This window comes from Kineosporia sp. NBRC 101677 (genome assembly GCF_030269265.1).
Taxonomy (GTDB): domain Bacteria; phylum Actinomycetota; class Actinomycetes; order Actinomycetales; family Kineosporiaceae; genus Kineosporia; species Kineosporia rhizophila.
In genome coordinates this window covers 281,113-306,603 of sequence record NZ_BSTA01000008.1, presented here as the reverse complement: position 1 = coordinate 306,603, position 25,491 = coordinate 281,113, and the positions used below count along the sequence as shown (strand labels likewise).

Genomic DNA, 25,491 nt, shown 5'->3' with positions numbered 1-25,491 from the left:
GCCGCCCGGTACTGGACCGGGCGGCGTTTCGGTGAGTGATCTTCTACCGCTTGGAGCCCGCCGGAGCCGCGTCCGGCAGCACGATCGTGCGCTGCTCGCCGTCCTGGCCCTGCTCACCGGCCGGCTCGTCCTGCGGGTTGTGCGAGGCGGCCTGGGCCACCTTGTCCAGCGCGCCGGCGTTCATCGGCATGGTGTTGCCCAGCAGCGCCCGCAGCTGGTCGAGGTGACCGGTGATGCTGTCGCGCTGACGGATCAGCTCGTCGACCTGACGCTGCGCGGCCCGGCGGTTGCGGTCGGCCTCGCCCTTGGCCTCGGACAGCACCTTGTCGGCGTGCGCCCGGGCCTCGGCCATCACCTGGTCGGCGTTGCGCCGGGCGTTGCCGACCAGCGTCTTGGCGTGCTCGTCGGCGTCGCGCCGGACCGCCTCGGCCTGGGCCACGGCCTTCCCGGCCCGGGTCTCGGCGGCCGCCGCCCGCTGCTCGGCCTCGGCCACCAGCTGGGTGGCCTGGGCCACGGCCTGCTCGTGCCGCTCGGCGTCGAGCCGCTCCGCCTCCTCGCGGCGGGCGGCCAGCTTGACCTCCAGGTCGGTGCTCATCTGCTCGGCCCGGTCGCGGGCCTGCTCCAGGGTCGCCGTGGCGGCCGCGCGCATCTCCTCGGACTCGCGCTTGGCGGTGGAGCGCAGCTCCTCGGCGTCGCGCTTGGCGTGCCCGCGGGCCTCGTCGGTCTCCCGCTTGGTGGCCGCCCGCAGTTCGGTGACCTCCCGCTCGGCGGTGGCCCGCAGCCGGGCCAGCTCACGGTCGACCGTGGTGCGCTTCTCCGAGGTCTCGTGCTCGGTGACCGACTTCAGCTTCGACGCCTCGCGCTCGGCGACGGCCAGCATCTCGTCGGACTTGCGGGTCGCCGTGGCGACGATGTCCTCGGCCTCGCTGCCGGCCGTGCGGCGCAGCTCGGCGGTCTCCCGCTGGGCGGTGGCGGTGGTCTCGGCGGCCTCGTTCTGGGCGGCCGTGCGGTGCTGGGCGGCCTCCACCCGGGCCTGGGCCACGGTCTCCTCGGCCTCCTTGGTGGCCGCCGCGATCACGTCGCTGGCCTGCTCCTCGGCCAGCCGCAGCAGCTGCTCGATGCGCGAGCCCAGACCGCTGTACGAGGGCCGCTCCACCTCCCGCAGCTGACGGTGGGCCTCGGCCACCTCGCCGGAGAGTTTCAGCGCCCGGGTGTCGAGCTCCTCGACGCGGGCTCTGGCATCACGCAGGGAGGACTCCAGGGAGGCAATGCGTTCCTCCACCTGCGCGCGGTCGAAACCACGCATGACGATCTGGAATCCATGGGGGCTCTGTTCGCCGGCCACTACTCAGTCCTCCCTGACGGCCCGCCGCCCGGGCCTAGACGTTCCTGAACCTCGAGTTTGCTGGTGTGCCCGCCCGCGCTTCGCCGCACCGCGAACGCCGAGTCATCACCCGGTGTCAGGCAGGGTACTCCGACCGTGCCTTTGCCGAAGATGGCCGCAAGCGTCGTCGCCGCCTTGGTCGATGGAGTCGAGGGCGTGGTCCGCGAAGAGTGATCCTACGGTGTGTTTCAAGGTCATCCACGGAAAGCGATCGCCGTGACCGGATCTTGACGCGGCCGTAACCGCGGCCGTGACCGCGGCCCACCGCAGGCCTACTGCTCAGTGACCAGCAGCGGGCTCGACCAGCTCGACCAGCACGCCGCCGGCACTCTTCGGATGGATGAAGTTGACCCGGCTGTTCGCCGTGCCCCGCTTCGGCTCGTCGTACAGCAGGCGGGCACCGCGGCGGCGCAGCGTCGCGCAGACCTCGTCGAGATCCTGCACCCGGTAGGCGATCTGCTGCAGGCCCGGGCCGGAACGCCCGATGAACTTCGCGATCGTCGAAGTCTCGTCCAACGGGGCGAGAAGCTGCACGCAGACGCCGGAATCGCCGACGGCCATCATCGCCTCGGCCACCCCCTGCTCCTCGTTGACCTCGCGGTGCGTCTCGCGCATCCCGAGCACGTCGCGGTAGTAGGCGACGGCGGCGTCGAGGTCCGGCACCGCGACCCCGACGTGGTCGATGGTGGTGAAGAGCTGCCCGGCGATGGGGGTGGTCACCTCGGTCATACGGCCAGCGTAGGCGTGCTGTTCCGGATCCGGAGGGGGAGTGCGGTGAGCTGTGCCACCGGGCCTGCCGTTCACTCCGGCTGGCACTTCGGGCACCAGAACAGATTGCGCGCCACCATCGCCTCCGTGGCCACCGGGGTGCCGCAGGTGCGGCAGGGTTCGCCGGCCCGCCGGTAGACGTAGTGCGAGTCTTCGCGCCGGACGGTCGAGGCGGTGCGCCGACCGCGGGGGCGGTCTTCCGGCCGGGTGGTCACGATCTTGCCGCTGCGTACCCCGGCGCGCATGAGCACCTGCAGGTCGGCCCACAGTTCCCGCCACTGCTCGGGGGTGACGTCGTGACCCGGGCGGTGCGGATCGATGCCGTGCCGGAACAGGATCTCGGCCCGGTAGACGTTGCCGATCCCGGCCACCACCGCCTGGTCCATCAGCAGCGCGCCGATCGGCGTGCGCGACCTGGCGATCCGGGCCAGCGGCTGGTCCGGATCGACTCGTCGCCGAAGCGGATCGGCACCCAGGCGGCCGATGACCTGCTGCCGCGCCACCTCGTCCAAAAGCTCGCAGGCGGTAGCCCCACGCAGGTCGGTCCACCCCTGCTCGCTCTCCAGCCGTAACCGCAGTTGGCCCCAGGGGGCCGGCGCCGGCCCCCTGCCGTGTGGGAACTTGCCGTAGAGGCCGAGATGGACGTGCAGCCAGACCTTCGGCCGTTCGCCGGCCGGGGCCACCTGCGCGAAAAGGTGCTTACCCCAGGCGTCGGTGCTGGTAACCGTGCTGCCGTCGAGCATCGCGACCCCGACCGCGAACTTGTCCTGCAGAGCGCTGGCGCGCACGACGGAGCCGGTGAAGAGCTCGTCCAGATCACGGGCGAGCCGGTGGATGGTGTGACCTTCGGGCAGGGTGTTCTCCGGTGGGTGAAGCCGGCTGCTGAGTGCAGTGCCGGTGCATTCGTGGAAGCGCTTGCAGGTCTTTCAACCGGTCGGCGACAGCGGTGGATTCCCTTCCGGCCCGCGGTTGTTAAGTTGGGGACGCAGCCCCGGTTTGTGGGAGTCGAGTCGAGCGAGGATGCCGTGACCGACCAGAACGTACGCCCGACGTCCGTCATTGTTGCGGGGGCCCGTACCCCCATGGGCCGGTTGCTGGGGTCGCTGCGCGACTTCGCGGCGCCGGAGCTCGGGGCCGTGGCGATCCGTGGTGCGCTGGAGAAGGCCCACGTCGACCCGGCCGCGGTCGACTACGTGATCATGGGGCAGGTGCTGCAGGCCGGGGTCGGCCAGGGCCCCGCCCGGATCGCCGCGGCCAAGGCCGGCATCCCGATGACGGTGCCGGCGATCACGATCAACAAGCTGTGCCTTTCCGGGCTGAACGCAATCGCCACCGCCGACGCACTGATCCGCGCCGGCGAGGTCGAGATCGTGGTGGCCGGCGGGATGGAGTCGATGACGCGGGCCCCGCACCTGCTGGTCGGCAGCCGCGAGGGCTTCAAGTACGGCGACGTGCTGATGAAGGACCACATGGACCTGGACGGTCTGTACGACGCCTGGACGGATCAGGCGATGGGGGCCCTGACCGAGGCGGCCAACGTCGACGACCGGGCGTTCAGCCGCGCCGAGATGGACGCGTTCGCGGTGGCCTCGCACCAGAAGGCGGCGCTGGCGGCCAAGAACGGCGTGTTCGACGACGAGATCGTTCCGGTGTCGATCCCGCAGCGCAAGGGTGACCCGCTGGTCTTCGCCACCGACGAGGGGGTGCGCCCGGACACGTCGCTGGAGCAGCTCGCGCGCCTGCGCCCGGCGTTCCGCAAAGACGGCACGATCACCGCGGGCTCGGCCTCGCCGATCTCCGACGGGGCGGCCGCGGTGGTGGTGATGTCCCGGGCCAAGGCCGAGGAACTGGGCCTGACCTGGATCGCCGAGATCGGGGCGCACGGCCAGGTCGCCGGGCCCGACTCCTCGCTGCAGTCGCAGCCGGCCAACGCCATCCGTAAGGCGCTGGCCCGGGAGGGGCTCGAGGTGTCCGACCTGGATCTGGTGGAGATCAACGAGGCCTTTGCGGCGGTCGGCCTGGCCTCCACCAAGGAGCTGGGAATCGCCCCCGAGAAGGTGAACGTGAACGGGGGAGCGATCGCCACGGGGCATCCGATCGGGATGTCAGGGGCGCGGGTGGTGCTTCACCTCGCTCTGGAGCTGAAGCGCCGAGGTGGAGGAATCGGGGCGGCGGCCCTTTGCGGCGGGGGCGGCCAGGGTGACGCGCTGATTCTGCGGGTGGCTCCGTAGCGCTCGCGGGCGGGGGTTGCGCAGTTTGGTTTGAGGACGTCTGTGGGCCTGCTGGGAGGGCTGGTCCGGGTCGGCTCGGGTCAGCTCGGGTCGCGGAGGATCAGGACCGACTGCACGGCGGTGACCGCGGTGCCCACGATGCACAGCACGATGCCGATCCCGGGTGACCAGTGCACCGTCTGCGTACCCGGGAAGACGCCGCCGTGGAACGTGGCCGTCGTCTCGATGCCGCTGGTGAGCCCCAGCACGGTGAAGATCAGGTAGGCGCAGAACCCGAGCAGGGCCAGAACCAGCAGGCTCAGGCAGGCCGCGGTGCGCAGCCCGGCCCGGCGGGTGAGCACGACCAGGGCGGTGAGCGCCGCACCGAAGAGGAAGGACAACGCCAGCGCGCCCGTAGGGATCTGCCAGGTGCGCAGGAACGAGGGCTCTTCGTAGCTGACGAACGGGATGACCGAGCCCAGCGCCACGGCCAGCGTGGCCACCAGCGCAACCACCTGGCTGCGCTGGAATCCCCGGACCGGCGACCGGTTCGGCCAGATACTCGGGTCACCGGTCAGGCTCGGGAAGAAGGGCTGGCCGGCCTGCGTGGACGGGACCTGCGGGCCGGGCGGTGGCTGGTGGTGTGCTTCTTGGGGTTCTGCGGTGTGCCCCGGGACCGGTGTCCAGGTGTGCGGCGGCTCCGGGGTGGACCAGTAGATGGCCGGCGTCCCGGACTCCGCCGGCTTCTCCGGGGGGTTGGCCGGTGTCTCTTCGGGCACCCAGAAGGTCCAGCCCTCGGGAGCCGCCGGCCACTGCGGATCGGGCTGCCAGTCTTCCGGTGGCTCCCAGCCCTCGGGCGGCGGCGGCCAGCCCGGCGCGGGATTGAATCGAAGTGCCATCCGAAGCCTCTGCCCCTCAGTGGCTATTGCTCGGCCATTGCGCGGTCATCGATCGGCCGTCGACCAGCCGTTGCCCAAAGCCTAGCCACGCCGCCCGCGGGGCCGGCTTGACGACTGCGCACCAGGTGCGGCGGGCGTCACAACGCCGCAGCTCAGGCCGTGGTTGTTATGGACGCGAAATATTTGCCCGGCAACTGCGGCTAGGGTGGAGGGCGTGTTGTTCGCGTTCTCGGTCGCGCCCAATGGGGCCGGCGAATCAGTGTCCGCGGCGGTGGCCGACGCAGTTGCCGTCGTGCGCGCCTCCGGTCTGCCCAACCGCACCGACTCCATGTTCACCACGATCGAGGGTGAGTGGGACGAGTGCATGGACGTGATCAAACGCGCCTGCGAAGCCGTGGGCAAGCACGGCAACCGGGTCTCCCTGGTGCTCAAGGCCGACATCCGCCCGGGCTACACGGGTGAGATGAGCGCCAAGATCGACCGGCTCGAGGCCGCCCTCGGCGAGCGCGCAGACTCCCAAGGCCAGGACGGCCCGGTCACCGGCGAGGCGCCGGTGGCCACCGACTGATCCGGAGCGCCCATGTCAGACAGCCACACCAATCCTTCCGGCCTGCCCCGATCCGCCCGCCCGGGCGGCCCCGGAACCGCGCCCGAGGGCACCGAAGAACTCTCGGTGCACCACAGCCCGGGCGAGCCGGACACACAGCCCAGCGCCCCCGCCTCGGGGGAGGCGAGCCCCGAACGCAGCGGCGCCTTCCGCCGCCCCGCCACTCCGAGCGATCTGGGTCCCACCACCGGGGCCGTCTGGCGGATGTCGCTGGAACAGCGCCAGGCCCGCGAGATCGCCCTCCCCGACACCGAGGCCGCCCGCCGCGCGGCGCAGGAGACGCCTTCCCCCGAGCTCCCCGCTCAAGCAGCGGGTCGCAGCGCAGCCGACAGCCCCGCAGCAGTTACCCAGACCGGTGACAGCTCCGCAGTTGGCCACCAGGCCGCAGCCGTTCCGGCCGAAAACAGTCCCACCGCCGATGCTCCGCAGCCGGCCACAGGTGACGCGGAACCCAAGCGCCGCCACCTCATCCCCGGCGTCCCCAGCCTGCCGAACCTCCCCCACCTCCCCGTTGTCTCCCACCTGCCCGGCCTCCTCGGCCGCCTGGGCCGGGGAGGCAAGGCTGAGCAGGCCAAGGAAGCCGACGGCGGGCCCACTTCGACCACCGGCAGCGACCAGGCCGCGGCAGCACCCGAGACCAACCGCAAGCCGGAAGAACCCGGACCCCGCCCGCCCCAGGTTGCGCCAGCGTCCGGTCCCGTAACCGACCTGCCCCAGCGCCCAACCCCGCCCCCAACCTCGGCCCTGACCGGCCTCCAGCCCACCGCCGCATCACCCGCCGCAACGCCAGGACCTGCCTCGGCTCCGACACCGGCCGTAGAGCCGAGCCTCATCTCGGGCCCGGGTGGGAGTGCCACCCCGGCCACGCCACCTGCCGTGGCGTCGGCCCCTCCCATGGCGTCAGGACCTGCCTCGGCTCCGGCACCCGCCGCTGAGCCGAGTGTCACCTCGGGTCCGGGTGGGAGTGCCACCCCGGGCACACGTCCTGTCGTGGCTTCGGCACCCACCTCGCCGTCGACTCCCGCCGGGGAGCCGAGTGTCACCTCGGGCAGGGGCGGGAGTGCTAGCCCGGTCACATCACCTGCCGTTGCGTCGGGACCTGTTGTGGCTCCGGCACCCACCTCGGCGTCCACCTCCACCGGGGAGCAGAGTGCCACCTCGGTCCCGGGCGGGAGTGCTAGCCCGACCACGTCACCTACCGCAGCGGCGACACCCACCTCAGGCCCGGGCGGGACTACTGCCCCAGTTATTGGTGGAAGGACCGCACCGACTCCGGGTGAGCCTTCCACCTCGGCACCGGGCGAAAACCGGCCCCCATCCACACCACCTTCAGCGGGGCCGAGTGTCACCTCGGCTCCGGGTCGACGTGCCACCTCGTCCCTGGACGGGGAGACTTCCTCGGCTCCGGCGGGGGATGTTTCCCCGGCTTGGGGTGGAGGTGTTACTCCGGCTTCGAGTGGGAGTGCAGCCCCCGGCGCGGCCCCGTTCTCGTCCTCGGGTGAGGGCGCGGCCTCGTTCTCGGGCAGGGATGGTGCCTCGGGCTCAGGTGAGAGCGTCGCTCCGGTTGGGGACAGGGTCCCTGGCGCGCCCCCTGCTCCGGCCCCGAGTGAGAGTGCTGACCCGGCTCTGAATGCGGGTCGGCCCGCTTCCACCCCACCTTCTTTCGCATCGAGTCCCGTCTCGGCTCTGGGGAGAAATGCGGCCTCGTCCTCGGCTGAGGGCTTGGCCTCGGCTTCGGAGAGGGACGTGACCTCGTCGGCGGGTGCCTCGGCACCAAGCCGAAGCGCCGGCCAGTCCTCTGGCGGGAGTGCCGACGCGGCTGCCAGCGCGGATGAGGCGTCCGGGCCGGCAACTGGGCCGACCTCGACCGCGGGCTCGGTCGCCGGTCCGAGTGCTGGTTCGACGCCGGGTAAGCGTGCTGGTTCGGCTCCCGGCGCTGAGGTGGATTCCTCGCCAGCGACTGGGCCGACTTCGACTGTGGGCCCGGCCGCCGGTGAGAGCGCTGGTTCGGCCTCTGGTGCGCATGCTGGCTCCTCCCTCGGCGGGAACACAGGCTCGGCCCCGAGTCAGCGCGCTGGCTTGGCTTCGAGCGCCGAGGTGGCGTCTGCTCCAGAAACCGGGCCGACCTCGACTGCGAAATCCGCCGCCGGTCCGAGTGCTAGCTCGGTCGAGGCACCCTCGGTCCCAGAGCGAGCAGAGCGAGCGACTGCACCAGACGGTCTGGCCCTGGGCCGCACACCGGCCCCCGACTCAGCGTCGGTGGTGGCGGTCAGCGGAACCGGCTCTGCTCCGGACACGGCGCCTCGGGGTTTGCCGAAGGTCGGCGCACAGGGTGGGGAGGAGGCCGGGCTGGGGCAGGCTGTGGGCGGTTCGCTCGCGAGCTCGGCTGGTCCGGAGGCTCTGCCGAAGCCGGCGGAGCCTGCTGCAGGGGCGAGCGCTGGTGGGAAGGCGCCGGTCCCGGCGCAGCCGGTGTTCGCGTCCCGTCGCGAGCGCAAGCTTTACGAGACCGGGCAGATCAGTCTTCCCCGGCCCGCAGCCACACCGAAAACCTCTACGGCGACGGCCCCGGGCGGTCTGCCGGTGGCCGGGGAGGACAGGCCGGGCAGTCGGACGACCTCCGCGAACCCCGCCACCGACTCGGCCGCGTCGACAGCGTTGGCCAGCACAAACGTCCAAAAGCAAAAACTCGGACTGGTGGCGCGCATTCTTGCCGCCCTGATCGTTGTGGCGGGTGGTGTCGTTCTCGCCGTCGGCGGGCTCAAGGCCACGGTCTGGGCCCCGAGCGATGTGGTCGTGGGCACGCTCGGCACGCATGGCCAGAAGTTCGTCACCACCGAGGTCGGCGCGCTGGCCCTGGCCGGGCCGCGGCTGCAGGTGCAGGTGTCGGGGGCCGCCGGGGATCCGGTGTTCGTCGGGATCGGGCGCGCTTCGGACGTGGACGCCTACCTGGGCGAGAGCGCGACCGACCGGATCACCGGGCTCGACCGGGAGACCGGCACGCTGATCACCACCACCTCCGGCCGCGACCAGGCCGAGGTGCTCGACCCGGCCAGCGCGGACGTCTGGGCGGTGAGTGCGCTCGGTCCGGGGTCGGCGAAGCTGAGCTGGCCCGACACCAGCTCCGGGCAGTGGCGACTGGTGATCGCCACCGACGGCTCCCGGCCCGCCCCCGAGAACGTCACCCTGACCTGGTCGGGCCAGGAACCCGAGAACTCCGCCCCGGCCTGGATCGCGGTGGGGGTCGTGCTTCTGGTCGCCGGGCTGGTCGGCTCGGCCGTGCTCTGGTCGCGGGCGCGGGGAAGGAGGGCGTCGTGATCCGGCGCCGGACCGCCCTCGGTCTTCTGCTCACCCCGCTCGTGGTGGCCGGTTGCGGGCAGGAGCCGCTGGTGGTGAGCGCGCCGGCGGCTGACACCCAGGTGTATCCGGTGGTCGAGGCCGGGCAGGCGAAGGCGATCCTCGACGCGGTGGACTCCGCGGTTGCGGCCGGGGTGAGCGCCAAGGACACCGAAGAGACCGCCGATGCCCGGCTGACCGGCCCCTACCTGCAGATCCGGCTGGCCCAGGCCCGGGTCGCCGACGAGCTCGGCAAGAAGCTCGGCGCCGCGGCCGAGGTGACCCGCGAGGCGCTGATCGTGCCGCGCAGCGCCGCCTGGCCGCGGTTCTTCCTGGCCGTCGGGCGCAGCGAGCAGGCTTCCACATACCTTGTACGCGTGCTGCGTTCGGACTCGGCCCGCGACCCGTACGGCCTGTGGGCCGAGACGATGATGCTGCCGGGGGCCAGCCTGCCCGAGACGGCGCAGGACGGCTCGGTGCTCGCCGCCGACACGGACGACCTGTTGCTCTCGCCCGAGGAAGCGATCGACGGCTTCGCCGGTTACCTCAACGGCAAGGGCAAGGGGAAGGGCGCCGAGAACTTCCGCCGCAGCGAGTACAGCGACCAGTTGCTGCAGCAGCTGGCCGCCGACGAGGAGGGCCTGGAGCAGGTGGCGACGGTGAGCAGCAGGCACACCGCCGCCGACGAGGCCCCGATGGCGATGCGCACCGACGACGGTGGTGCGCTGGTCGTGGGGCAGCTGCGCCAGACCTACACGGTCAAGGTCAAGCCGGACTCGGGCAAGGTCAAGGTCAAGGACGCCGACCTGGCCGCGCTCGCCGGGGAGAAGGACGAACTGCAGTTCGCCGAGTCCTTCACCCGTTCTGCGGTGGAGGTTGTGGTGCTGCACGTACCGGCCAAGGATTCGAAGGAACGGATCCGGGTCGTCGCCGCGGAGAAGGGCGACGTCAAGGCCGTGGTGAAGTAGTGACTCATATGTCGGGGCAAGGAGAAAGGAACCCTCGATGACGAACCAGCCGGGGATGCGCGCGGGCGCGGGCAGGCCTTCGCTCAACCTGCGCGGTGCAGTGGATCTCGGGGCGCTGGCCGCCCGGCCCGCGCCCTCGGGCGCCGGTGGCGGCGCCTCGAACGGCCCGGCGGCGACGCCGGGCTCCTTCGTCATCGACACGACGGACGCGAGTTTCGCGACCGACGTCATCCAGCAGTCGCAGACCGTCCCGGTCGTCCTGGACTTCTGGGCGACCTGGTGCGGTCCGTGCAAGCAGCTCTCGCCGGTGCTGGAGTCGCTGGCCGCGGAGTACGGCGGCCGGATCCTGCTGGCGAAGATCGACGTGGACGCCAACCCGCAGATCGCGCAGGCCTTCCAGGTGCAGTCCATCCCGAGCGTGTTCGCGGTGCTCAAGGGCCAGCCGATCCCGCTGTTCCAGGGGGCGCAGCCGGAGCCGCAGGTACGCGCGGTGCTCGACGAGCTGATGCGGGTGGCCGAGGCGAACGGGGTCACCGGGCGGCTGGCCGCCGAGCCGGCCGGCGAGGGCGACGAGGAGCCGGAGGAGGAGGCGCTGCCGCCGCTGCACCAGGCCGCCTACGACGCGATCGAGCGGGACGACCTGGACGCCGCGATCGCGGCCTACCAGCAGGCCCTGAAGGAGAACCCGGCCGACGACGAGGCCAAGCTCGGCCTGGCCCAGGTGCAGCTGATGCAGCGCACCAGCGGGGTGGACCTGAACCAGGCGCGGGCGACCGCCGCCGAGAACCCGGCCGATCCGCAGGCCCAGATCGTGGTGGCCGACCTGGACGTGCTCGGCGGGCACATCGAGGACGCCTTCGCCCGGCTGATCGACACCGTCCGGGTCACCTCGGGAGACGACCGGGACGCGGTGCGCGTGCACCTGGTCGAGCTGTTCGAGGTGGTGGGCAAGGACGACCCGCGGGTCGGCAAGGCCCGCATCGCGCTGGCGAACGCGCTGTTCTGATCGGCTTTTCTCCAACAGTGGACGGTGTCGGGCCCCTTCGCGGGGACCGGCACCGTCTCTGGTTGGTCACCGGTCGGTCACCGATGTCCGCCCATCCTGCGGAATGTCTGGCGAGCGGGCGACCGAGCGACCCTCCGTTCGCCGGATTCTGGCCGATGTCGGGCCTGCGCACCGGGCCATCACGCCTGCGCCGAGGTTAGATGACGACATCCCGTGACTCCATGTCATCGGGCGATAACAGTAAGTCGTTATCGTTGTCATGCTCACCGGGTTCGGCCCGGGCCTGGAGGGGTCGTATGTCGCGCATCTTCATCGTGGGGTCCGGCACGGTGGGCGCCGCGACCGGCCGGGCCCTGGGGCACGCCGGCCACCGGGTCACGTTCGTCGACATCGACCCGCGCCGGGTGGCCGTCCTGGTGAACGAGGGCCTCGACGCCCGGCGCGACCTGGACCTGGCCGGGGAGCCGGAGTCGTTCATCTTCCTCTGCACACCCACCCGGGTGGAGGCCGGCCGGCACCACCTGGCCGACGTGGCCTCCGGGGCGGAGCTGATCGGCCGGGCGATGGCCCGGGCCGACACTCCGCACACCGTGGTGGTGCGCTCCACGGTTCCTCCGGGCACCACCCGCGACCTGGTGCGCCCGCTGGTCGAGCTGCACTCCGGCCGCCGCGAGGGCACCGGGTTCAGCATCGCCGCCAGCCCGCACTTCGACTCCCGGGCCGGGAACGGCCGCACCGGGCGGCACGCGCTGGAGACGGTGCGCCCGCCCCTGACCGTGATCGGCGCCGACAGCGAGCGGGTGGTCAACGCCGTGCGGGACGTGCTGAACCCGATCGTCCCGCCGGGCGGGCAGATGCGCCTGCTCGAGGACCCGGCCGAGGCCGAGATGGTGAAGTGCGCGCACAGTCTGTTCAACGCCACGAAGATCAGTTTCTGGAACGAGATCTGGCGGGTCTGCGACCGGCTCGGCCTGGACCCGGACGAGGTGGCGAGCATGGTGGCGACCTCGGCCGAGGGATCGCTCAACCCGGAGTACGGGATCTGGGGCGGAGCCCCCTACAGCGGTCACCAGCTGCCCAGCGACACCCGCGGTTTCCTGGGCTTCGCCGAGGAACTCGGCCTGCCGATGCCGTTGCTCAGTGCGGTGGTCGGCGTGAACTCGGGCTTCGAGCAGCGTCTGGACGCCGAGATGGAGGCACTGAGCATGCTGGCCAGCGGGCCGCACTACTACGCAACGGATTTCGGCGAGGACGAGGCGGGCTGCCAGAGCGAGTACCGCACCCGGCCGCAGCCCGCCCCGGAGAACCCGCGGCCGGCGATCCCGGAGGCCGACGACGTTCCGGGCCCGGAGACGTCCATGATTGACGAAACCCCGCAGCCGGTGGTCGAGACCGACGGTTCGGGGCGCAGCGGGCTGGTCGGGGGAGAGGTGCGCGACGTGCGCACCGACCCGGGCGCCAACCACCCCTCGCGCCGGCGCGGCGGGCGCCGGCCCTGGATCCCGCGCCAGCTCGGCCGGTGACACCCGAAAAGGGCCGACCACCAGAGGTGATCGGCCCTTTTCGGGAGCGAGCTACCAGATGTGCACGCGGGCGGTGGGTTCGAGCCAGAGCTCGTCACCCTCGCGCACCCCGAACGCCTCGTGGAACTCGTCGATGTTGCGCACGACGGCGTTGCAGCGGAACTCTTCGGGCGAGTGCGGGTCGAGCGTGAGCCGGCGGATCACCTCGGCGTCGCGGCCCTTGCTGCGCCAGCCCTGGGCCCAGGCGACGAAGAACCGCTGCCAGCCGGTCAGGCCGTCGAGCACCGGGGGCTCGGCCCCGTCGAGAGCGATCCGGTAGGCGGTGTGCGCGATCGAGAGTCCGCCCAGGTCACCGATGTTCTCGCCGACGGTGAGCGCGCCGTTGACGTGGTGACCCGGCGTCTGCCGGGGCTCGAGCACGTCGTACTGCTCGATCAGCGCCTTGGTGCGCTTCTCGAACTCGGTGCGGTCGGTGTCGGTCCACCAGTCGTTCAGATTGCCCGAGCCGTCGTACTTGGAGCCCTGGTCGTCGAACCCGTGGCCGATCTCGTGCCCGATCACCGCGCCGATCGCACCGTAGTTGGCGGCGTCGTCGGCCTCGGCGTCGAAGAACGGCGGCTGCAGGATCGCGGCCGGGAAGACGATCTCGTTCATCAGCGGGTTGTAGTAGGCGTTGACCGTCTGCGGGGTCATGAACCACTCGTCGCGGTCGACCGGCTTGCCGAGTTTCTCGATCTCCCGGGCGATCTCGTAGTCGCCGGCGCGGCGCACGTTGCCGACCAGGTCGCCGGGCCGGATCTCGAGGCTGGAGTAGTCGCGCCACTTGTCCGGGTAGCCGATCTTGGGGGTGAAGCTGTCCAGCTTCTGCAGGGCGCGCTCCTGCGTCTCGGCGCTCATCCAGTCGAGCTTGGTGATGCTCTGCCGATACGCCTCGACCAGGTTGGCCACCAGCTCGACCATCCGGGCCTTGGCCGTGGGGGAGAAGTGCGCCTCCACGTAGAGCTTGCCCACCGCCTCGCCGAGCGAGCCCTCGACCAGCCCGACGCCGCGCTTCCAGCGCTCGCGCAGCTGGGTGGCCCCGGTGAGGGTCCTGCCGTAGAAGTCGAAGTTCTCCTGCACCAGCTCGGCGTTCAGCAGGGTGGCCGAACCGTGCACGGTGCGCCAGGTGAGCCAGGTCTTCCAGTCGGCCAGCGGGACCTCGGTGAGGGCCTTGCCGAGCGCGGTGAAGAAGCTGGGCTGGCGCACGACGACCTCGGAGAAGGCGCTCTGCGGCACGTTCAGCGCGTCGATCCAGCTGGTCCAGTCGAACTCGGGGATGAGCTCTTCCAGGCCCTTGCGGTCGACCTTGTTGTACGTCTTGGTGGCGTCGCGGTTGGTCACCCGGTCCCAGTGCGAGCGGGACAGCCGGGTCTCCAGCGCCATGATCCGCTCGGCCGCGCCGGCCGCCCCGGCCTCGTCGGTGATCCCGGCCTTCACCAGCATGCGGGTGACGTGGCCGAGGAACGCGGTGCGGATCTCGGCGAACGTGTCCTCGCGGTAGTAGGACTCGTCGGGCAGGCTGAGCCCGCCCTGGGTGAGGTACATGACGTAGCGGTCGGAGGCCATCGCGTCGTTGTTGACGAAGTAGCCGAAGGGGGCGCCGCTGCCGGAGCGCTCCAGCACCCCGAACGCCCGGACCAGGCCGGCCAGGTCGGTGATCTCCTCGACCAGGGCCAGGTCGGTGGCGATGGGGGCGGTGCCCAGGCGCTCGATCGCGGCCTCGTCCATGAAGCTGGCGTACAGGTCGCCGACCTTCTGCGCCTCACTGCCGGGCGCGGCGGAACCGGAGGCGCTCGCTGCGTCTTCCACGATCACCCGCAACTGGGCCTCGGCCTCGTCGCGCAGCCGGTGGAAGGTGCCGTAGACCGACTTGTCCGGGGGGATCTCGGCTGTGTCCAGCCACTTCCCGTTCACGTGCCGGAACAGGTCGTCCTGAGGCCTGATCGAGGGGTTGAGCTGCTCGGTTTCGATACCGGACGTCATCGCCCGAGCGTATCGACCAACCCCCCGATCCGGACAGGACCCGGGTTCAGCCCTGCGCTGATTCGTCTTCCGCCGCGGCCTCGGACGTGATCGCGGGCGGGGTGAAGCCCGGACCGGACTCGTGGTGCACCTCGGGCGCGCTGCCGCTGGGCCAGCCACCCTCGGGGGTGGACTCCGGCACCAGCCAGACCGCGCCCAGCGGGGGCACCCGCAGCGTGATCGACGACGGCTGACCGTGCCAGGGCACCGGCACGGCGTCGACCGCACCCAGGTTGCCCACGCCGGAACCGCCGTAGTTCTCCGAGTCGGTGTTCAGGATCTCCAGCCAGCGCCCGCCCGAGGGCACCCCGAGGTGGTAGCCCTCCTGCGGCTGGGCGGAGAAGTTGACCACCGCCACCAGCGGGTTGCCGGCTGCGTCGCGGCGGATGAACGAGAACGTGTTGTGCTGGTTGTCGTTCGCGTCGATCCACTGGAAGCCGGACGGGTCGCTGTCGGCCTCCCACAGCTCGGGCCGGTCCCGGTAGATCCGGTTCAGGTCACGCACCATCTGCTGCAGGCCGGCGTGCCAGGGGGCGTCCTCCAGCCACCAGTCCAGGCTGCGCTCCTCGGACCACTCCCGCTCCATGCCCAGTTCCTGGCCCATGAACAGCAGCTGCTTGCCCGGGTGCGACCACATGAAGGCGAGGTAGGCGCGCACGTTGGCCAGCTGCTGCCAGCGGTCGCCGGGCATCTTGCCCAGCAGCGAGCCCTTGCCGTGCACGACCTCGTCGTGGCTGATCGGCAGCACGAAGTGCTCGCTGTACGCGTACATCAGCGAGAACGTCATCTGGTGGTGGTGGTACTGGCGGTGGACCGGGTCCTTGGACACGTAGCCCAGGGAGTCGTGCATCCACCCCATGTTCCACTTGTGGCCGAAGCCCAGGCCGCCCAGGTGGGTGGGCCGGGTGACGCCGGGCCAGGCGGTGGACTCCTCGGCGATCATCATCACGCCCGGGTGGTGCTTGTAGGCGGTGGCGTTGACCTCCTGCAGGAAGGCCACGGCCTCCAGGTTCTCCCGGCCGCCGTACTTGTTCGGCGTCCACTCACCGGCGTTGCGGGAGTAGTCGAGGTAGAGCATCGAGGCCACCGCGTCGACCCGCAGGCCGTCGACGTGGAACTCCTCGAGCCAGTACAGGGCGTTGGCGACCAGGAAGTTGCGCACCTCGGTGCGGCCGAAGTCGAAGATCAGCGTGCCCCACTCGGGGTGCTCGCCGCGGTGCGGGTCGGCGTGCTCGTACAGCGGCTGGCCGTCGAACCGGGCCAGGGCGAACTCGTCCTTCGGGAAGTGCGCGGGCACCCAGTCCATGATCACGCCGATCCCGGCCTGGTGCAGCCGGTCGACCAGGTGACGGAACTCGTCCGGGCTGCCGAACCGCGAGGTCGGCGCGTAGTAGCCGGTGACCTGGTAGCCCCAGGAACCACCGAACGGGTGCTCGGCCACCGGCAGGAACTCGACGTGGGTGAAGCCCAGGTCCTGCACGTAACCGACGAGCTGGTCGGCCAGTTCGAGGTACGAGAGGCCCTGCCGCCAGGAACCCAGGTGCACCTCGTAGGTGCTCTGCGGGCGGCTGAGCGCCTCGTGCTGCGCGCGCTCGGCCATCCACGCGGAGTCGTTCCACTCGTAGCCCGACTCGGTGACGATCGAGGCGGTCAGCGGCGGGATCTCGGTGGCGAAGGCCATCGGGTCGGCCTTCTGCCGCCAGTGGCCGTCCTGGCCGAGGATCTCGAACTTGTAGCGGGTGCCGGTGCCCAGGCCGGGGACGAACAGTTCCCAGATGCCCGAGCCGCCCAGGCTGCGCATCGAGTGACCGCGGCCGTCCCAGTTGTTGACGTCCGAAACCAGGCGCACCGCCTGGGCGTTCGGCGCCCAGACCGCGAAGGAGGTGCCCTCCACGTCGCCGATCAGGCCGGGGAAGCGGCGGGGGTGGGCGCCCAGGGCGCGCCAGAGTTCCTCGTGCCGGCCCTCGGCGATCAGGTGCAGGTCGATCTCGCCCAGGCTGGGCAGGAAACGGTACGGGTCGTCGAGGGTCTGTTCCTCGTCGTCGTAGCGCACCACGAGGCGGTAGTCGCCCACCGTCGCGCGCTCGAGCACGCCCACCCAGATGCCGTCCTGCTCGTGCGAGAGCGGGTGCCGTTCACCGTCTTCGGTGAGGACCGCGACCTCGGTGGCGAGCGGGCGCAGCGTGCGGACGGTGACCCGCCCGCCGTACGGGTGCGCGCCCAGCACCGAGTGCGGGTTGTAGTAGGCGCCGCCCGCAACCTTGGCCAGAACGTCGGAATCCACCGGTTTGACCGTGGACGTCACGACGATTTCGGCGCCGGCCAGCGCTTCGGTACTCGCTTCGACGGGGGTCTGCGAAGTCGGAGACTGTGCCATGTCGGGAAGTCTGGCACGCATCGGGCGAGGGGGCATGGCGCCTTGCCCACGGGCCCGCCGGGTGAGGTCGATCCCGGCGCGCAGATCCCCTACTTGGAGTAATCTCGTGCTCACCCTGCGCCTCACTGCCGTGGTCAGGGCCTTGCCGCCGGCGCCGAGCGGCTCGAGTTGATCAAGGTAACGATTCGGTGCGGCGGGCCGCGGCCGGTTCACCTCCGACGAAGGGTCGACGCATGGGTCCCCGGGTGCTGCTGGTCTGCACCGCCAACATCTGCCGCTCTCCCGGAGCCGAACGGCTGCTCGCCGGTCGCCTCGGCGAGGGGGTCGAGTTCTTCAGCCGAGGGACGCGGGCGGTCCCCGGAGCGGGGATCTGCGACTTCTCGGCCTCCTGGGTCGAGAGTCACGGCGGGGCCGGGGGTGCGCACGGGTCGCGACCGCTGGAGGTCGAGGACATCCGCGCCTCGACGGTGATCCTGACCGCCTCGCAGACCCAGCGCGGCCGGGTGATCGAGATGCGCCCGTCGGCCCAGGTGCGCACGTTCACGCTGTTGCACGCCGCCCGCACCGCGCAGTGGCTGGCGGCGGCCGGGCGCACCCCGCCTCGTAGTGCCGATCTGGCTGACCGGCTGCTGTGGCTGGTGGAGGAACTGGACGCCAACCGGGGGTCGGCGCCGCGGGACGAAGAGGACGACGACGAGCTGCCCGATCCGCACCGGGGCGGCCGGCACCCGCAGGTCTTCGGCCGGCTACAGGCGGCGGTGGAGGACTTCTGCGCACCCCTGCTGTTCCGGGGCCCGGCCCTGCGCCGGGACCGGGCCCGGCTGCGGCAGAAGCCTTCTCACGCCTGGCGCTGAGGCAGTACGCCCTCGCAGGCGGGGCACAGCTCACGGATGCTGCGGATCGGGCCGGAACGGCGCCAGTCGTTCCACTCCGCGGTGTAGACCGTGCCCGAGTCGTGGCAGGTGGCGCAGAACTCCGGCCCGCTCTGGTCGGACTCGTCGTCCCGGCGGTTGCGCAGCAGCAGGGCCAGGCCGGCGACCAGCAGCAGGGACGGCAACCAGAGCAGGGCGTAGTCGCCCAGCAGCAGGTTGGTCACGTACAGGACGGAGGCGACGAGCGCCAGAAGGGCCCCGAATACGGCGTTCATGTCGCTCCTTCCGGGAGTGTCCGCGTCGACATCTTCCGTTCATCCTAGGGGCGGCAAAGGGTGCGGGGAAGGGTGAATCCGGTTTGTCACGCAACGCTTCTCAGGCCGGGCTCAGCGGATCTCGCGAGCGTTCGGCCCATGGACGCGAGAACGCGGTGCGGCACTGAGTGCCACACCGCGTTCTGTCGAACAGTTCAGATAGAGCGCTTGGACCGGTGGTGACGGGGCACGCCGGTGGGCACGTGGGGCATCACCGACTGGGGCGGGATGAGCAGTTCACGCTCGTCCTCCAGCAGGTCCAGCTCCGGCGGTGTGTGCAGGTCGACCAGCAGCGGGGGGATCTCCTCGAACCCCTCCCGGCTGTCGTCCTGGGCCGCCGGTGCGGGTTCGGGTGCCGGCTCGAGAGTCGGCTCGGGTGCTGGTTCGGGTGCGAACCAGGAGGTCTGACTCCAGGCGGCCGGGTTCTCGACGGGCAGCGGGATGCCCTTGGGGGCGGTGTCCGGCGCCCGGTAGCCGGTCTCGGGCGGAAGTGGTTGCAGGCGAAGCTCTTCCGGAACCTCGCGGGCCGATCTGACTGCGGTGTCGTGGTGCACCTCCAGGCGGTCCGGCTTGCGCTGGGGGATCACCTGCGGCGCCGGACCTTCCGGCTCGGCCGTGCGCAGCACCTCCAGACCCTCGGCCCGGGAGACGACCGCCAGCCCGTCGGTGCCCGGAGTGGTCACCACCGGCAGTGGGCCGGTGGAGGACAGGCCGCCGAAGACCGAGATGCCCCCGGTCGAAGAGGCTTGCGGAGCGCGGCTTCCGGCGCTGGGGGAGTCGGCGATCGGAGCCCAGCCGTCAGAAGGGCTGGGGGCCCAGCCCATGTCCGGCGCCCACTGCTCCGAGGTGTTCACGAAACCGTTGGGCCTACCGGGGCGACCGGCCGGCACCCCGGTGCCCCCGGGCGTCCTCTGGTTCTCGGGACCCGACCCCGAACCACCCGGCTCGTCGGGACTTTCGGGCGAAACCGGCTCGAGCGGCAGGGAGGTTGCGCCGGCATCGGGCAGGACGATCCGCTCCGGAGCCGCGGCCACCTCGTCCTTGCCGCCACGCCGGGCCCGCCGGGAGGTGGTCTCGGGCTGCTGACCCGGAGCCGAAGCCGCGGGCGCCGACCCGTAACCGTAGCCCTGGTAACCGTTGCGGCCCTTCTTGCGCGGGGCGAAGTTCAGCACGGTACCGAGCATCCGGGCGCTCACCGCCTCGAGCGCCTTGAGCGCCCGCTCGGCCTCCTCGCGCCGGCTGCGACCGTGCCGGATCACCAGGATCGCCCCGTCGGCGGCGGTGGCGATCAGTGCCGCATCGGTGACCGGCAGCAGCGGCGGGGCGTCGATGACCACCACGTCGTAGTGCTGGGCCAGCGTGTCCAGCAGGTGCCGCATCTGTTGCGAGCCCAGTAGTTCCGAGGGGTTGGGCGGGGTCGGCCCGGAGGGCAGGACGGCCAGCAGGTCGCGCTCGTAGCCGACCACCACCTCGCGCAGGTCGTGCTGACCGGCGAGCACGTTGGTCAGCCCGGCCGCGTTGCTGATGCCCAGGTACTTGCCCACGGCGGGCTTGCGCAGGTCACCCTCGATCAGGATCACGCGGGCGCCGCTCTGGGCCAGGGTCAGGGCGATGTTGCAGGCCGTGGTGGTCTTGCCCTCGTCGGGCAGGGCGGAGGTCACCGCGATCACCCGCGGCGGCCGGTCCACGTCGGCGAACTGCAGGTTGGTGCGCAGGGTGCGGAACGCCTCGGCCCGGCCGCCGAACGCGTCGGCGGTGACCAGGGGCTGCTTGGGCGCCGAGGCGTCGAACGGCACCACGCCCAGCGGCACCGAACCGGTCAGCTGCTCCACGTCGGAACTGCCGCGCAGGGTGGTGTTGAGCTGGTCGCGCAGCACCGCCGCGCCGACGCCGAGACCGAGACCGAGCAGCAGCCCGAGCGCGATGTTCAGGGGGACCCGGGGGGAGACCGGGGTATGCGGCTCGACCGGCGGCCGGGTCACGGTGAGCTTGACCGAGGACGGTCTGCTCCCGCCGTTGGACTCCAGGTCGCCGACCACCTTCTGCAGGTGCTGGGTGGCCGAGCCGGCGATCGCCGCGGCCCGGGCCGGGTCCGCGTCGGTGACCGTGAGGTCGATCAGCACGGTGTCCAGCTGCGGGCTGGCCTCGATCTGACCGGCCAGCACGGCCGCCGTGTACGGCAGCCGCAGGTCCCGCACCACCGGCTCGGTGACCGCGCTGCTGGTCGCCATGCTGGCGTAGGACTTGACCCGCTGCTGGCTGAACGTGCTGCTCTCGGACAGCTCGTTGAGCGTGTCGCCGCCGCCCGGGCCCTGCACCGAGACGAAGACCTGGGTCTGGGCCTGGTACATCGGCGTCTGCCGGCTGGTGTAGGCCGTGGCGGCGGCCACGCCGAGGACCGCCAGGGCCAGGACGATCAGCCAGTGCTGTCGCAGGACTTTCAGGTACTGGGTCAGGGTCATGTCTGGGTCACCGAATGCGCCGCCTTGTCATTGCACTCCTTCACCGGCCTGAGCGCCCTACCGTACCCATATTTGGCTACAGAGTGGTGTTGAACGATTGCTCTGGGTCACGTGATTCGGGTGCAGTCAAGCAGGTCCCGCTGGATCCGCCCAGTCGGCCGGACGGCTACCGAACAGTCAGGGGAACGTCGCGGCCGGTCTGGGCCACTTCGTCGCACCAGCTGAGCACGTCGGCCACGACCTCCTCGTCGAGCCGGCGGCGCCCGGCCTCGACCTCGGCCAGGACATGGCTGCGCAGCGCCCTGGCCTCGCGCCGGCGACGGGCGGCCCGGCTCAGCCGGCCGGTGGCGATGTAGCCGCCGGCGAGCACGGCGACGAACCCGGACAGGATCAGCTCCTCCATGACCACAGAGCGTACTCGGTTGGTCACAACATGTCCGGTGGTTGGCCTAATGCCCGCCTGAGGGCCGTTCTGGTCGGTCAGGAGCGTTCTGCGCCGGGCGGTTTCAGCCCTTGAGATCGCGATCCGGGCGGCGCAGCTCGTTCTTGCGGCGGAACTCCTGCTGGGCGGTGTCGCGCAGGGCGATGCCGGCCGCCTTGCGGATCGGCATGTTCGTGCGGCGGGCCCGGATCAGGTGGTAGACGTACCAGGCGGCGAGCGTGACCACCCCGGCGTCGTCGAGGATGCCGAACGGCCCGACCACGGCCTCCGGCACCGCGTCGACCGGGCTGATCAGGTAGGCGAACGAGGCCGCCATGGTGGCGATGCCACGCAGCGGCACCCGGTAGCGGTAGATCACGAAGAGCCCGACGGCCAGCAGCGTCACCGCGACCAGCAGCAGGACCGCGACGAACCCGACCACGACCATCAGTGTGGTGTTGTCACCCATCCCCAGTCCTTCCCTCGGTGGCTCCCATTGTTCGCCAGATCGGGTGAACCACCAATCCGGTGATCCCGTCACAGACGCGACAGGTCGTGACGAGCGGGGCGTCCGGGACGGCGATACCGTGCCGGATGTGAATCTTGTTCGGTCCGGTGTCGCGGCCCTGTCGGCCCTCGTCCTGTCTCTCGGCCTGAGCGCCTGCAACGTCGACCTGGGCAGTGCCGAGGCGACCGACGCCGGTTCCGGCGCGTCGGTCAAGGACCAGAACGACGGCCCGCTGGCCACGAAGGTGCTGGGCACCCTGTCGGTGAAGGGCCGGGCGGCGGAGACCGGGTACGACCGCGACGAGTTCGGCAGTGCCTGGAAGGACGTCGACCGCAACGGCTGCGACCAGCGCAACGACGTGCTGAAGCGGGACCTCACCGGGGAGAAGTTCCGCGACGGCACCAAGAAGTGCGTGGTGGTCAGCGGCACCCTGCAGGACCGGTACACCGGCAAGAGCATCGAGTTCCGCAAGGCGGAGGCCTCCGAGATCCAGATCGACCACGTGGTCGCGCTGCAGAACTCCTGGGTCACCGGCGCCTTCGCCTGGAGCGAGGCCAAGCGCACCGAGTTCGCCAACGACCCGCTGAACCTGCTGGCCGCCGACGGGCCGACCAACTCGGCCAAGGGGGCCGGCGACGCGGCCACCTGGCTGCCGCCGAGCAAGGCGTTCCGCTGCGACTACGTGGCCCGGCAGGTCGCGGTGAAGTCCAAGTACGGCAACTGGGTCACCAAGGCCGAGAAGGCGGCGATCAGCGGCGTCCTGAAGAGCTGCCCCGAGCAGCGGGTGCCCACCTCCGGCGCGGTGGCCGCCCCGGAGAAGGGGGAGAAGGGGGCCGACGACAAGAAGCCGGCTCCGAAGGGCAACAATGGTGAGGCGGAGACCCCGGGCGCGTTCTGCTCCCCCGAGGGGGCGAAGGCCGAGGACTCCGACGGCGACAAGCTGACCTGCAGTGTGAAGGACGGCGACGACCGGGCCCGGTGGCGCTCGGCCGCCTGACCGTCTCGAACTGAGACGGTGGTCCACAGATTCCGCTGTTAGGTTAGGCATACCTCACTTTGGAAGGTGGTACCCGCATGTCCATGGTCTCGCGCATGGCCGAAGGGGTTCGTAACCGGGTCGGCGGTCGCGGCGAGGGCCGGGGCGGCTCGACGCTGGCGATCACCGTGGCCCGCACCGAGCAGCTCAGCCCCACCATGGTTCGCGTCGTCTTCACCGGTGACGACCTGGCCCAGTTCGAGATGAACGAGTTCAGCGACGCCTACGTGAAGCTGATCTACCCGCGGGCCGGGGTGGAGTACCCCGAGCCGTTCGACATGAAGACGATCCGGGGCGCGCTGCCCCAGGAACAGTGGCCGCAGAACCGTACCTACACGGTTCGCCGCTGGGACGCGGCCGCTCGCGAGCTGACCATCGACTTCGTGGTGCACGGGGACGAGGGTCTGGCCGGTCCGTGGGCCCGGGACGCGAAGCCGGGCGACCAGATCTGGCTGGCCGGCCCGGGTGGCGGCTACACGCCGGACCTCGAGGCCGACTGGCACCTGCTGGCCGGTGACGAGAGCGCCCTGCCCGCCATCGCCGCCTCGCTCGAGGTGCTGCCGGAGAACGCGGTCGGGCACGCCCTGATCGAGATCCACGACCCGGCCTCCGAGCTCAAGCTCACCGCCCCGGCCGGCGTCCAGGTCACCTGGGTGCTGGAGACCGAGCGGGCTCCCGGCGTCGCCCTGGTCGAGGCGGTCACCCGGCTGCCGTTCCCGGAGGGCGACGTGCACGCGTTCGTGCACGGCGAGGCCGCCGGGGTGCGTGACCTGCGCCGGTTCCTCAAGCGCGAGCGCGGCGTGAAGCAGGCGCGTCTGTCGATCTCCGGCTACTGGCGGATCGGCGCCAACGACGAGGAGTGGCGCGCGGTGAAGGGCGACTGGAACCAGAAGATCGAGCAGTCCGAGGGCTGAGACCTCCGGCCGGAGCGGGCGCGACCACCACGGGTGGTCGCGCCCGCTCCCGTTTCAGAGCAGCCGGCGGGAACCGGGCCGGGCGACCCGGAGCCAGCGGTAGCCGTAACGCCCGAGTTCCACCTCGAGGCGACCCCGATCGTCCACTGTTGTGTTCTGGTCACCGAGCAGATCGATCAGGTCGCAGTTGCGGACGGAATCGCCCAGGTCGAGCGGGACGCTCACCTTCTCGGCGGCGAAGTTGTGCAGTGCCACCAGCGTCTCGTCCTCCCAGGTCACCCGGTGGGCGAACACCGCGGGGTGCGGCTGGTCCAGCACCGCGAACTCGCCCCAGCCCAGTTCCGGGCTGTTGCGGTAGCGCGAGATCAGCAGCTTCACAAAGGTTAGCAGGCTGTCCGGATCCGCCCGCTGCGCCTGCACGTTGACCTGCTCCGGGCCGAAGCGGCCGGTCACCACCGGCGCCGTCAGGTCCTCGGCGATCGAGAAGCCGGCGCCCGGCCCGCTGGTCCACTGCATCGGCGTGCGCACCGAGTTCCGGTCGCCGATGTCGAGGTTCTCACCCATCCCGATCTCCTCGCCGTAGAACAGCACCGGCGTGCCCGGCAGCGTGAAGAGCAGGCTGTAGACCATCCGGATCCGGTCGGGATCGCCGTCGAGCATCGGGGGCAGCCGGCGGATCAGCCCCCGGCCGAAGACCTGCATCCGCTTCTCGGGCCCGAAGGCGTCGAACACCTCCTGCCGCTCGGACTCGCTGAGCTTGTCCAGGGTCAGCTCGTCGTGGTTGCGCACGAACGTGCCCCACTGGCACTCCGGCGGGATCGCCGGCCGCTCCTGCAGCGCCTTGGCCAGCGGGGCGGCGTCCTGACGGGCCAGGGCCAGGTACATGTTCTGCATCGTGATGAAGTCGAACTGCAGGGTGAGCTCGCCGCCCTCCGATCCGCCGAAGAACTCCAGCTGCTGCTCGTAGGGCACGTTCACCTCGCCGAGCAGGATCGCGTCGCCGGTGCGCCGGTTGAGGAATGCCCGAAGGTGCCGGACCACCTCGTGCGGATCGGGCAGTGCCCCGGACGGCTCGCCGAGCGGGTCGATGAAGAACGGGACGGCGTCCACCCGGAACCCGGAGACCCCCAGCGCCAGCCAGAACCCGACGATCCGGGCGATCTCGTCGCGCACCTCGGGGTTGGTCACGTTCAGGTCGGGCTGGTGCCGGTAGAAGTGGTGCAGGTAGTACTGCCCGGTCTGCTCGTCCAGGGTCCAGACGCTGTTTTCCTGGTCGGGGAACACCGGCTCGGGCTGCTTCCCGGCCGGCGGCTCGTCGACCCACACGTACCAGTCCCGGTACCTGCTCTCCTTCGAGCTGCGCGCCTCGACGAACCAGGGGTGCTGGTCGGAGGTGTGGTTGACGACCAGGTCGACGATCACCCGCAGGCCCCGGTCGTGTGCGGTCCGGATCGCCTCGACCAGGTCGCCGTGGGTGCCCAGGCGGGGATCGACCCCGTAGAAGTCGGTGATGTCGTAGCCGTCGTCCCGCTCGGGCGTGGGGTAGAAGGGCATCAGCCACAGGCAGGTGACCCCGAGGTCGGCCAGGTAGTCGATGCGCTGGGCGAGCCCGGCCAGGTCGCCGGTGCCGTCGTCGTTCCAGTCCAGAAATGTCTCGACATCGAGACAATAGACCACCGCTGTTTTCCACCAAAGGTCCGCCGTGTCCGTGATCCGCATGAATGCGGATCTATCACTTCCGGGCAACTTCCGCGTTTTCACATCCATGACGGGCACGAACTTGATTCGCCAGGCGTACTGTTGTGATGCGGTCATTGGAGATGCGCGA

At 71.0% G+C, this 25,491-nt stretch carries 20 protein-coding genes; 9 read left to right on the top strand and 11 right to left on the bottom strand.

What is annotated here, in order from left to right; translation table 11 throughout:
• Positions 1 to 43: 43 nt before the first annotated feature.
• From QSK18_RS23930 to QSK18_RS23920, 3 genes are all read right to left on the bottom strand, one after another.
• On the bottom strand, positions 44 to 1,306 hold the full coding sequence (locus QSK18_RS23930) for a coiled-coil domain-containing protein (RefSeq protein WP_232813641.1): 1,263 nt from the start codon (positions 1,304 to 1,306) through the stop codon (positions 44 to 46).
• A gap of 357 nt (positions 1,307 to 1,663) precedes the next feature.
• A complete protein-coding gene (gene mce, locus QSK18_RS23925; protein WP_232813642.1) occupies positions 1,664 to 2,113 on the bottom strand; it encodes a methylmalonyl-CoA epimerase in 450 nt (149 codons plus the stop codon).
• A gap of 71 nt (positions 2,114 to 2,184) precedes the next feature.
• The gene (locus QSK18_RS23920) at positions 2,185 to 3,006 is read right to left on the bottom strand and encodes an Fpg/Nei family DNA glycosylase (RefSeq protein ID WP_352396633.1); all 822 of its coding nucleotides are present in this window, start codon (positions 3,004 to 3,006) and stop codon (positions 2,185 to 2,187) included.
• Between the two features lie 228 nt (positions 3,007 to 3,234).
• Here QSK18_RS23920 and QSK18_RS23915 point away from each other — a divergent pair, with 228 nt between their 5' ends.
• Positions 3,235 to 4,383, top strand: a complete 1,149-nt coding sequence (locus QSK18_RS23915; protein ID WP_352396632.1) for an acetyl-CoA C-acetyltransferase — start codon at positions 3,235 to 3,237, stop codon at positions 4,381 to 4,383.
• Between the two features lie 80 nt (positions 4,384 to 4,463).
• On the opposite strand, the gene QSK18_RS23910 is transcribed toward QSK18_RS23915, so the two are convergent.
• A complete protein-coding gene (locus tag QSK18_RS23910) occupies positions 4,464 to 5,261 on the bottom strand; it encodes a hypothetical protein (protein WP_232813645.1) in 798 nt (265 codons plus the stop codon).
• Between the two features lie 214 nt (positions 5,262 to 5,475).
• Here QSK18_RS23910 and QSK18_RS23905 point away from each other — a divergent pair, with 214 nt between their 5' ends.
• From QSK18_RS23905 to QSK18_RS23885, 5 genes are all read left to right on the top strand, one after another.
• On the top strand, positions 5,476 to 5,829 hold the full coding sequence (locus tag QSK18_RS23905; RefSeq protein ID WP_232813646.1) for a thiamine-binding protein: 354 nt from the start codon (positions 5,476 to 5,478) through the stop codon (positions 5,827 to 5,829).
• A 2,733-nt stretch (positions 5,830 to 8,562) separates the two neighbouring features.
• The gene (locus QSK18_RS23900) at positions 8,563 to 9,183 is read left to right on the top strand and encodes a hypothetical protein (protein ID WP_285623548.1); all 621 of its coding nucleotides are present in this window, start codon (positions 8,563 to 8,565) and stop codon (positions 9,181 to 9,183) included.
• Positions 9,180 to 10,169, top strand: a complete 990-nt coding sequence (locus QSK18_RS23895) for a DUF8094 domain-containing protein (protein ID WP_285623545.1) — start codon at positions 9,180 to 9,182, stop codon at positions 10,167 to 10,169. The genes QSK18_RS23900 and QSK18_RS23895 overlap by 4 nt, the downstream gene beginning before the upstream one ends.
• Positions 10,170 to 10,206: 37 nt before the next feature.
• Positions 10,207 to 11,175, top strand: coding sequence for a tetratricopeptide repeat protein (locus QSK18_RS23890; RefSeq protein ID WP_285623542.1), 969 nt, complete (start codon positions 10,207 to 10,209; stop codon positions 11,173 to 11,175).
• Between the two features lie 296 nt (positions 11,176 to 11,471).
• Positions 11,472 to 12,698 (top strand): 2-dehydropantoate 2-reductase N-terminal domain-containing protein, encoded by a 1,227-nt coding sequence (locus QSK18_RS23885; RefSeq protein ID WP_232813650.1) that lies wholly within the window; start codon positions 11,472 to 11,474, stop codon positions 12,696 to 12,698.
• A 51-nt stretch (positions 12,699 to 12,749) separates the two neighbouring features.
• Here QSK18_RS23885 and QSK18_RS23880 read toward each other — a convergent pair whose 3' ends face one another.
• Entirely contained in the window at positions 12,750 to 14,720 is a 1,971-nt protein-coding gene (locus QSK18_RS23880) for a M13 family metallopeptidase (protein WP_232813651.1), read from the bottom strand.
• Between the two features lie 46 nt (positions 14,721 to 14,766).
• Positions 14,767 to 17,136 carry a 1,4-alpha-glucan branching protein GlgB gene (gene glgB / locus QSK18_RS23875; RefSeq protein ID WP_285623537.1) on the bottom strand — a complete coding sequence of 790 codons (2,370 nt, stop codon included), beginning with the start codon at positions 17,134 to 17,136 and terminating at the stop codon, positions 14,767 to 14,769.
• A gap of 233 nt (positions 17,137 to 17,369) precedes the next feature.
• Here glgB and QSK18_RS23870 point away from each other — a divergent pair, with 233 nt between their 5' ends.
• Entirely contained in the window at positions 17,370 to 17,990 is a 621-nt protein-coding gene (locus QSK18_RS23870) for an arsenate reductase/protein-tyrosine-phosphatase family protein (RefSeq protein WP_232813653.1), read from the top strand.
• On the opposite strand, the gene QSK18_RS23865 is transcribed toward QSK18_RS23870, so the two are convergent.
• The 4 genes from QSK18_RS23865 to QSK18_RS23850 form a co-directional block, all read right to left on the bottom strand.
• Positions 17,975 to 18,283, bottom strand: coding sequence for a hypothetical protein (locus QSK18_RS23865; RefSeq protein ID WP_232813654.1), 309 nt, complete (start codon positions 18,281 to 18,283; stop codon positions 17,975 to 17,977). The two genes, QSK18_RS23870 and QSK18_RS23865, sit on opposite strands and share 16 nt — an antisense overlap.
• A 194-nt stretch (positions 18,284 to 18,477) precedes the next feature.
• A complete protein-coding gene (locus tag QSK18_RS23860; protein WP_285623532.1) occupies positions 18,478 to 20,784 on the bottom strand; it encodes a polysaccharide biosynthesis tyrosine autokinase in 2,307 nt (768 codons plus the stop codon).
• Between the two features lie 166 nt (positions 20,785 to 20,950).
• Positions 20,951 to 21,187 carry a hypothetical protein gene (locus QSK18_RS23855; protein ID WP_285623529.1) on the bottom strand — a complete coding sequence of 79 codons (237 nt, stop codon included), beginning with the start codon at positions 21,185 to 21,187 and terminating at the stop codon, positions 20,951 to 20,953.
• 103 nt (positions 21,188 to 21,290) lie between these two features.
• The gene (locus tag QSK18_RS23850; protein ID WP_285623525.1) at positions 21,291 to 21,674 is read right to left on the bottom strand and encodes a YkvA family protein; all 384 of its coding nucleotides are present in this window, start codon (positions 21,672 to 21,674) and stop codon (positions 21,291 to 21,293) included.
• A 127-nt stretch (positions 21,675 to 21,801) separates the two neighbouring features.
• Here QSK18_RS23850 and QSK18_RS23845 point away from each other — a divergent pair, with 127 nt between their 5' ends.
• Both QSK18_RS23845 and QSK18_RS23840 read left to right on the top strand, forming a co-directional pair.
• Complete coding sequence (locus tag QSK18_RS23845) at positions 21,802 to 22,710, top strand: HNH endonuclease family protein (protein WP_232813658.1); 909 nt, start codon at positions 21,802 to 21,804, stop codon at positions 22,708 to 22,710.
• 83 nt (positions 22,711 to 22,793) lie between these two features.
• Positions 22,794 to 23,663 (top strand): siderophore-interacting protein, encoded by an 870-nt coding sequence (locus QSK18_RS23840; RefSeq protein WP_352396630.1) that lies wholly within the window; start codon positions 22,794 to 22,796, stop codon positions 23,661 to 23,663.
• Between the two features lie 54 nt (positions 23,664 to 23,717).
• Here the strand turns inward: QSK18_RS23840 and QSK18_RS23835 are convergent, their stop codons facing one another.
• The gene (locus QSK18_RS23835) at positions 23,718 to 25,382 is read right to left on the bottom strand and encodes an alpha-amylase family protein (protein WP_232813659.1); all 1,665 of its coding nucleotides are present in this window, start codon (positions 25,380 to 25,382) and stop codon (positions 23,718 to 23,720) included.
• Positions 25,383 to 25,491: the final 109 nt, after the last annotated feature.

Excerpts from the sequence above, each read along its gene's own strand:
- QSK18_RS23930 (WP_232813641.1), bottom strand. The coding sequence starts at position 1,306 with ATGCGTGGTTTCGACCGCGCGCAGGTGGAGGAACGCATTGCCTCCCTG.
- mce (WP_232813642.1), bottom strand. The coding sequence starts at position 2,113 with ATGACCGAGGTGACCACCCCCATCGCCGGGCAGCTCTTCACCACCATC.
- QSK18_RS23915 (WP_352396632.1), top strand. The coding sequence starts at position 3,235 with ATGGGCCGGTTGCTGGGGTCGCTGCGCGACTTCGCGGCGCCGGAGCTC.
- QSK18_RS23910 (WP_232813645.1), bottom strand. The coding sequence starts at position 5,261 with ATGGCACTTCGATTCAATCCCGCGCCGGGCTGGCCGCCGCCGCCCGAG.
- QSK18_RS23890 (WP_285623542.1), top strand. The coding sequence starts at position 10,207 with ATGACGAACCAGCCGGGGATGCGCGCGGGCGCGGGCAGGCCTTCGCTC.
- QSK18_RS23885 (WP_232813650.1), top strand. The coding sequence starts at position 11,472 with ATGTCGCGCATCTTCATCGTGGGGTCCGGCACGGTGGGCGCCGCGACC.
- QSK18_RS23880 (WP_232813651.1), bottom strand. The coding sequence starts at position 14,720 with ATGACGTCCGGTATCGAAACCGAGCAGCTCAACCCCTCGATCAGGCCT.
- glgB (WP_285623537.1), bottom strand. The coding sequence starts at position 17,136 with ATGGCACAGTCTCCGACTTCGCAGACCCCCGTCGAAGCGAGTACCGAA.
- QSK18_RS23870 (WP_232813653.1), top strand. The coding sequence starts at position 17,370 with ATGGGTCCCCGGGTGCTGCTGGTCTGCACCGCCAACATCTGCCGCTCT.
- QSK18_RS23865 (WP_232813654.1), bottom strand. The coding sequence starts at position 18,283 with ATGAACGCCGTATTCGGGGCCCTTCTGGCGCTCGTCGCCTCCGTCCTG.
- QSK18_RS23860 (WP_285623532.1), bottom strand. The coding sequence starts at position 20,784 with ATGACCCTGACCCAGTACCTGAAAGTCCTGCGACAGCACTGGCTGATC.
- QSK18_RS23855 (WP_285623529.1), bottom strand. The coding sequence starts at position 21,187 with ATGGAGGAGCTGATCCTGTCCGGGTTCGTCGCCGTGCTCGCCGGCGGC.
- QSK18_RS23850 (WP_285623525.1), bottom strand. The coding sequence starts at position 21,674 with ATGGGTGACAACACCACACTGATGGTCGTGGTCGGGTTCGTCGCGGTC.
- QSK18_RS23840 (WP_352396630.1), top strand. The coding sequence starts at position 22,794 with ATGGTCTCGCGCATGGCCGAAGGGGTTCGTAACCGGGTCGGCGGTCGC.
- QSK18_RS23835 (WP_232813659.1), bottom strand. The coding sequence starts at position 25,382 with ATGCGGATCACGGACACGGCGGACCTTTGGTGGAAAACAGCGGTGGTC.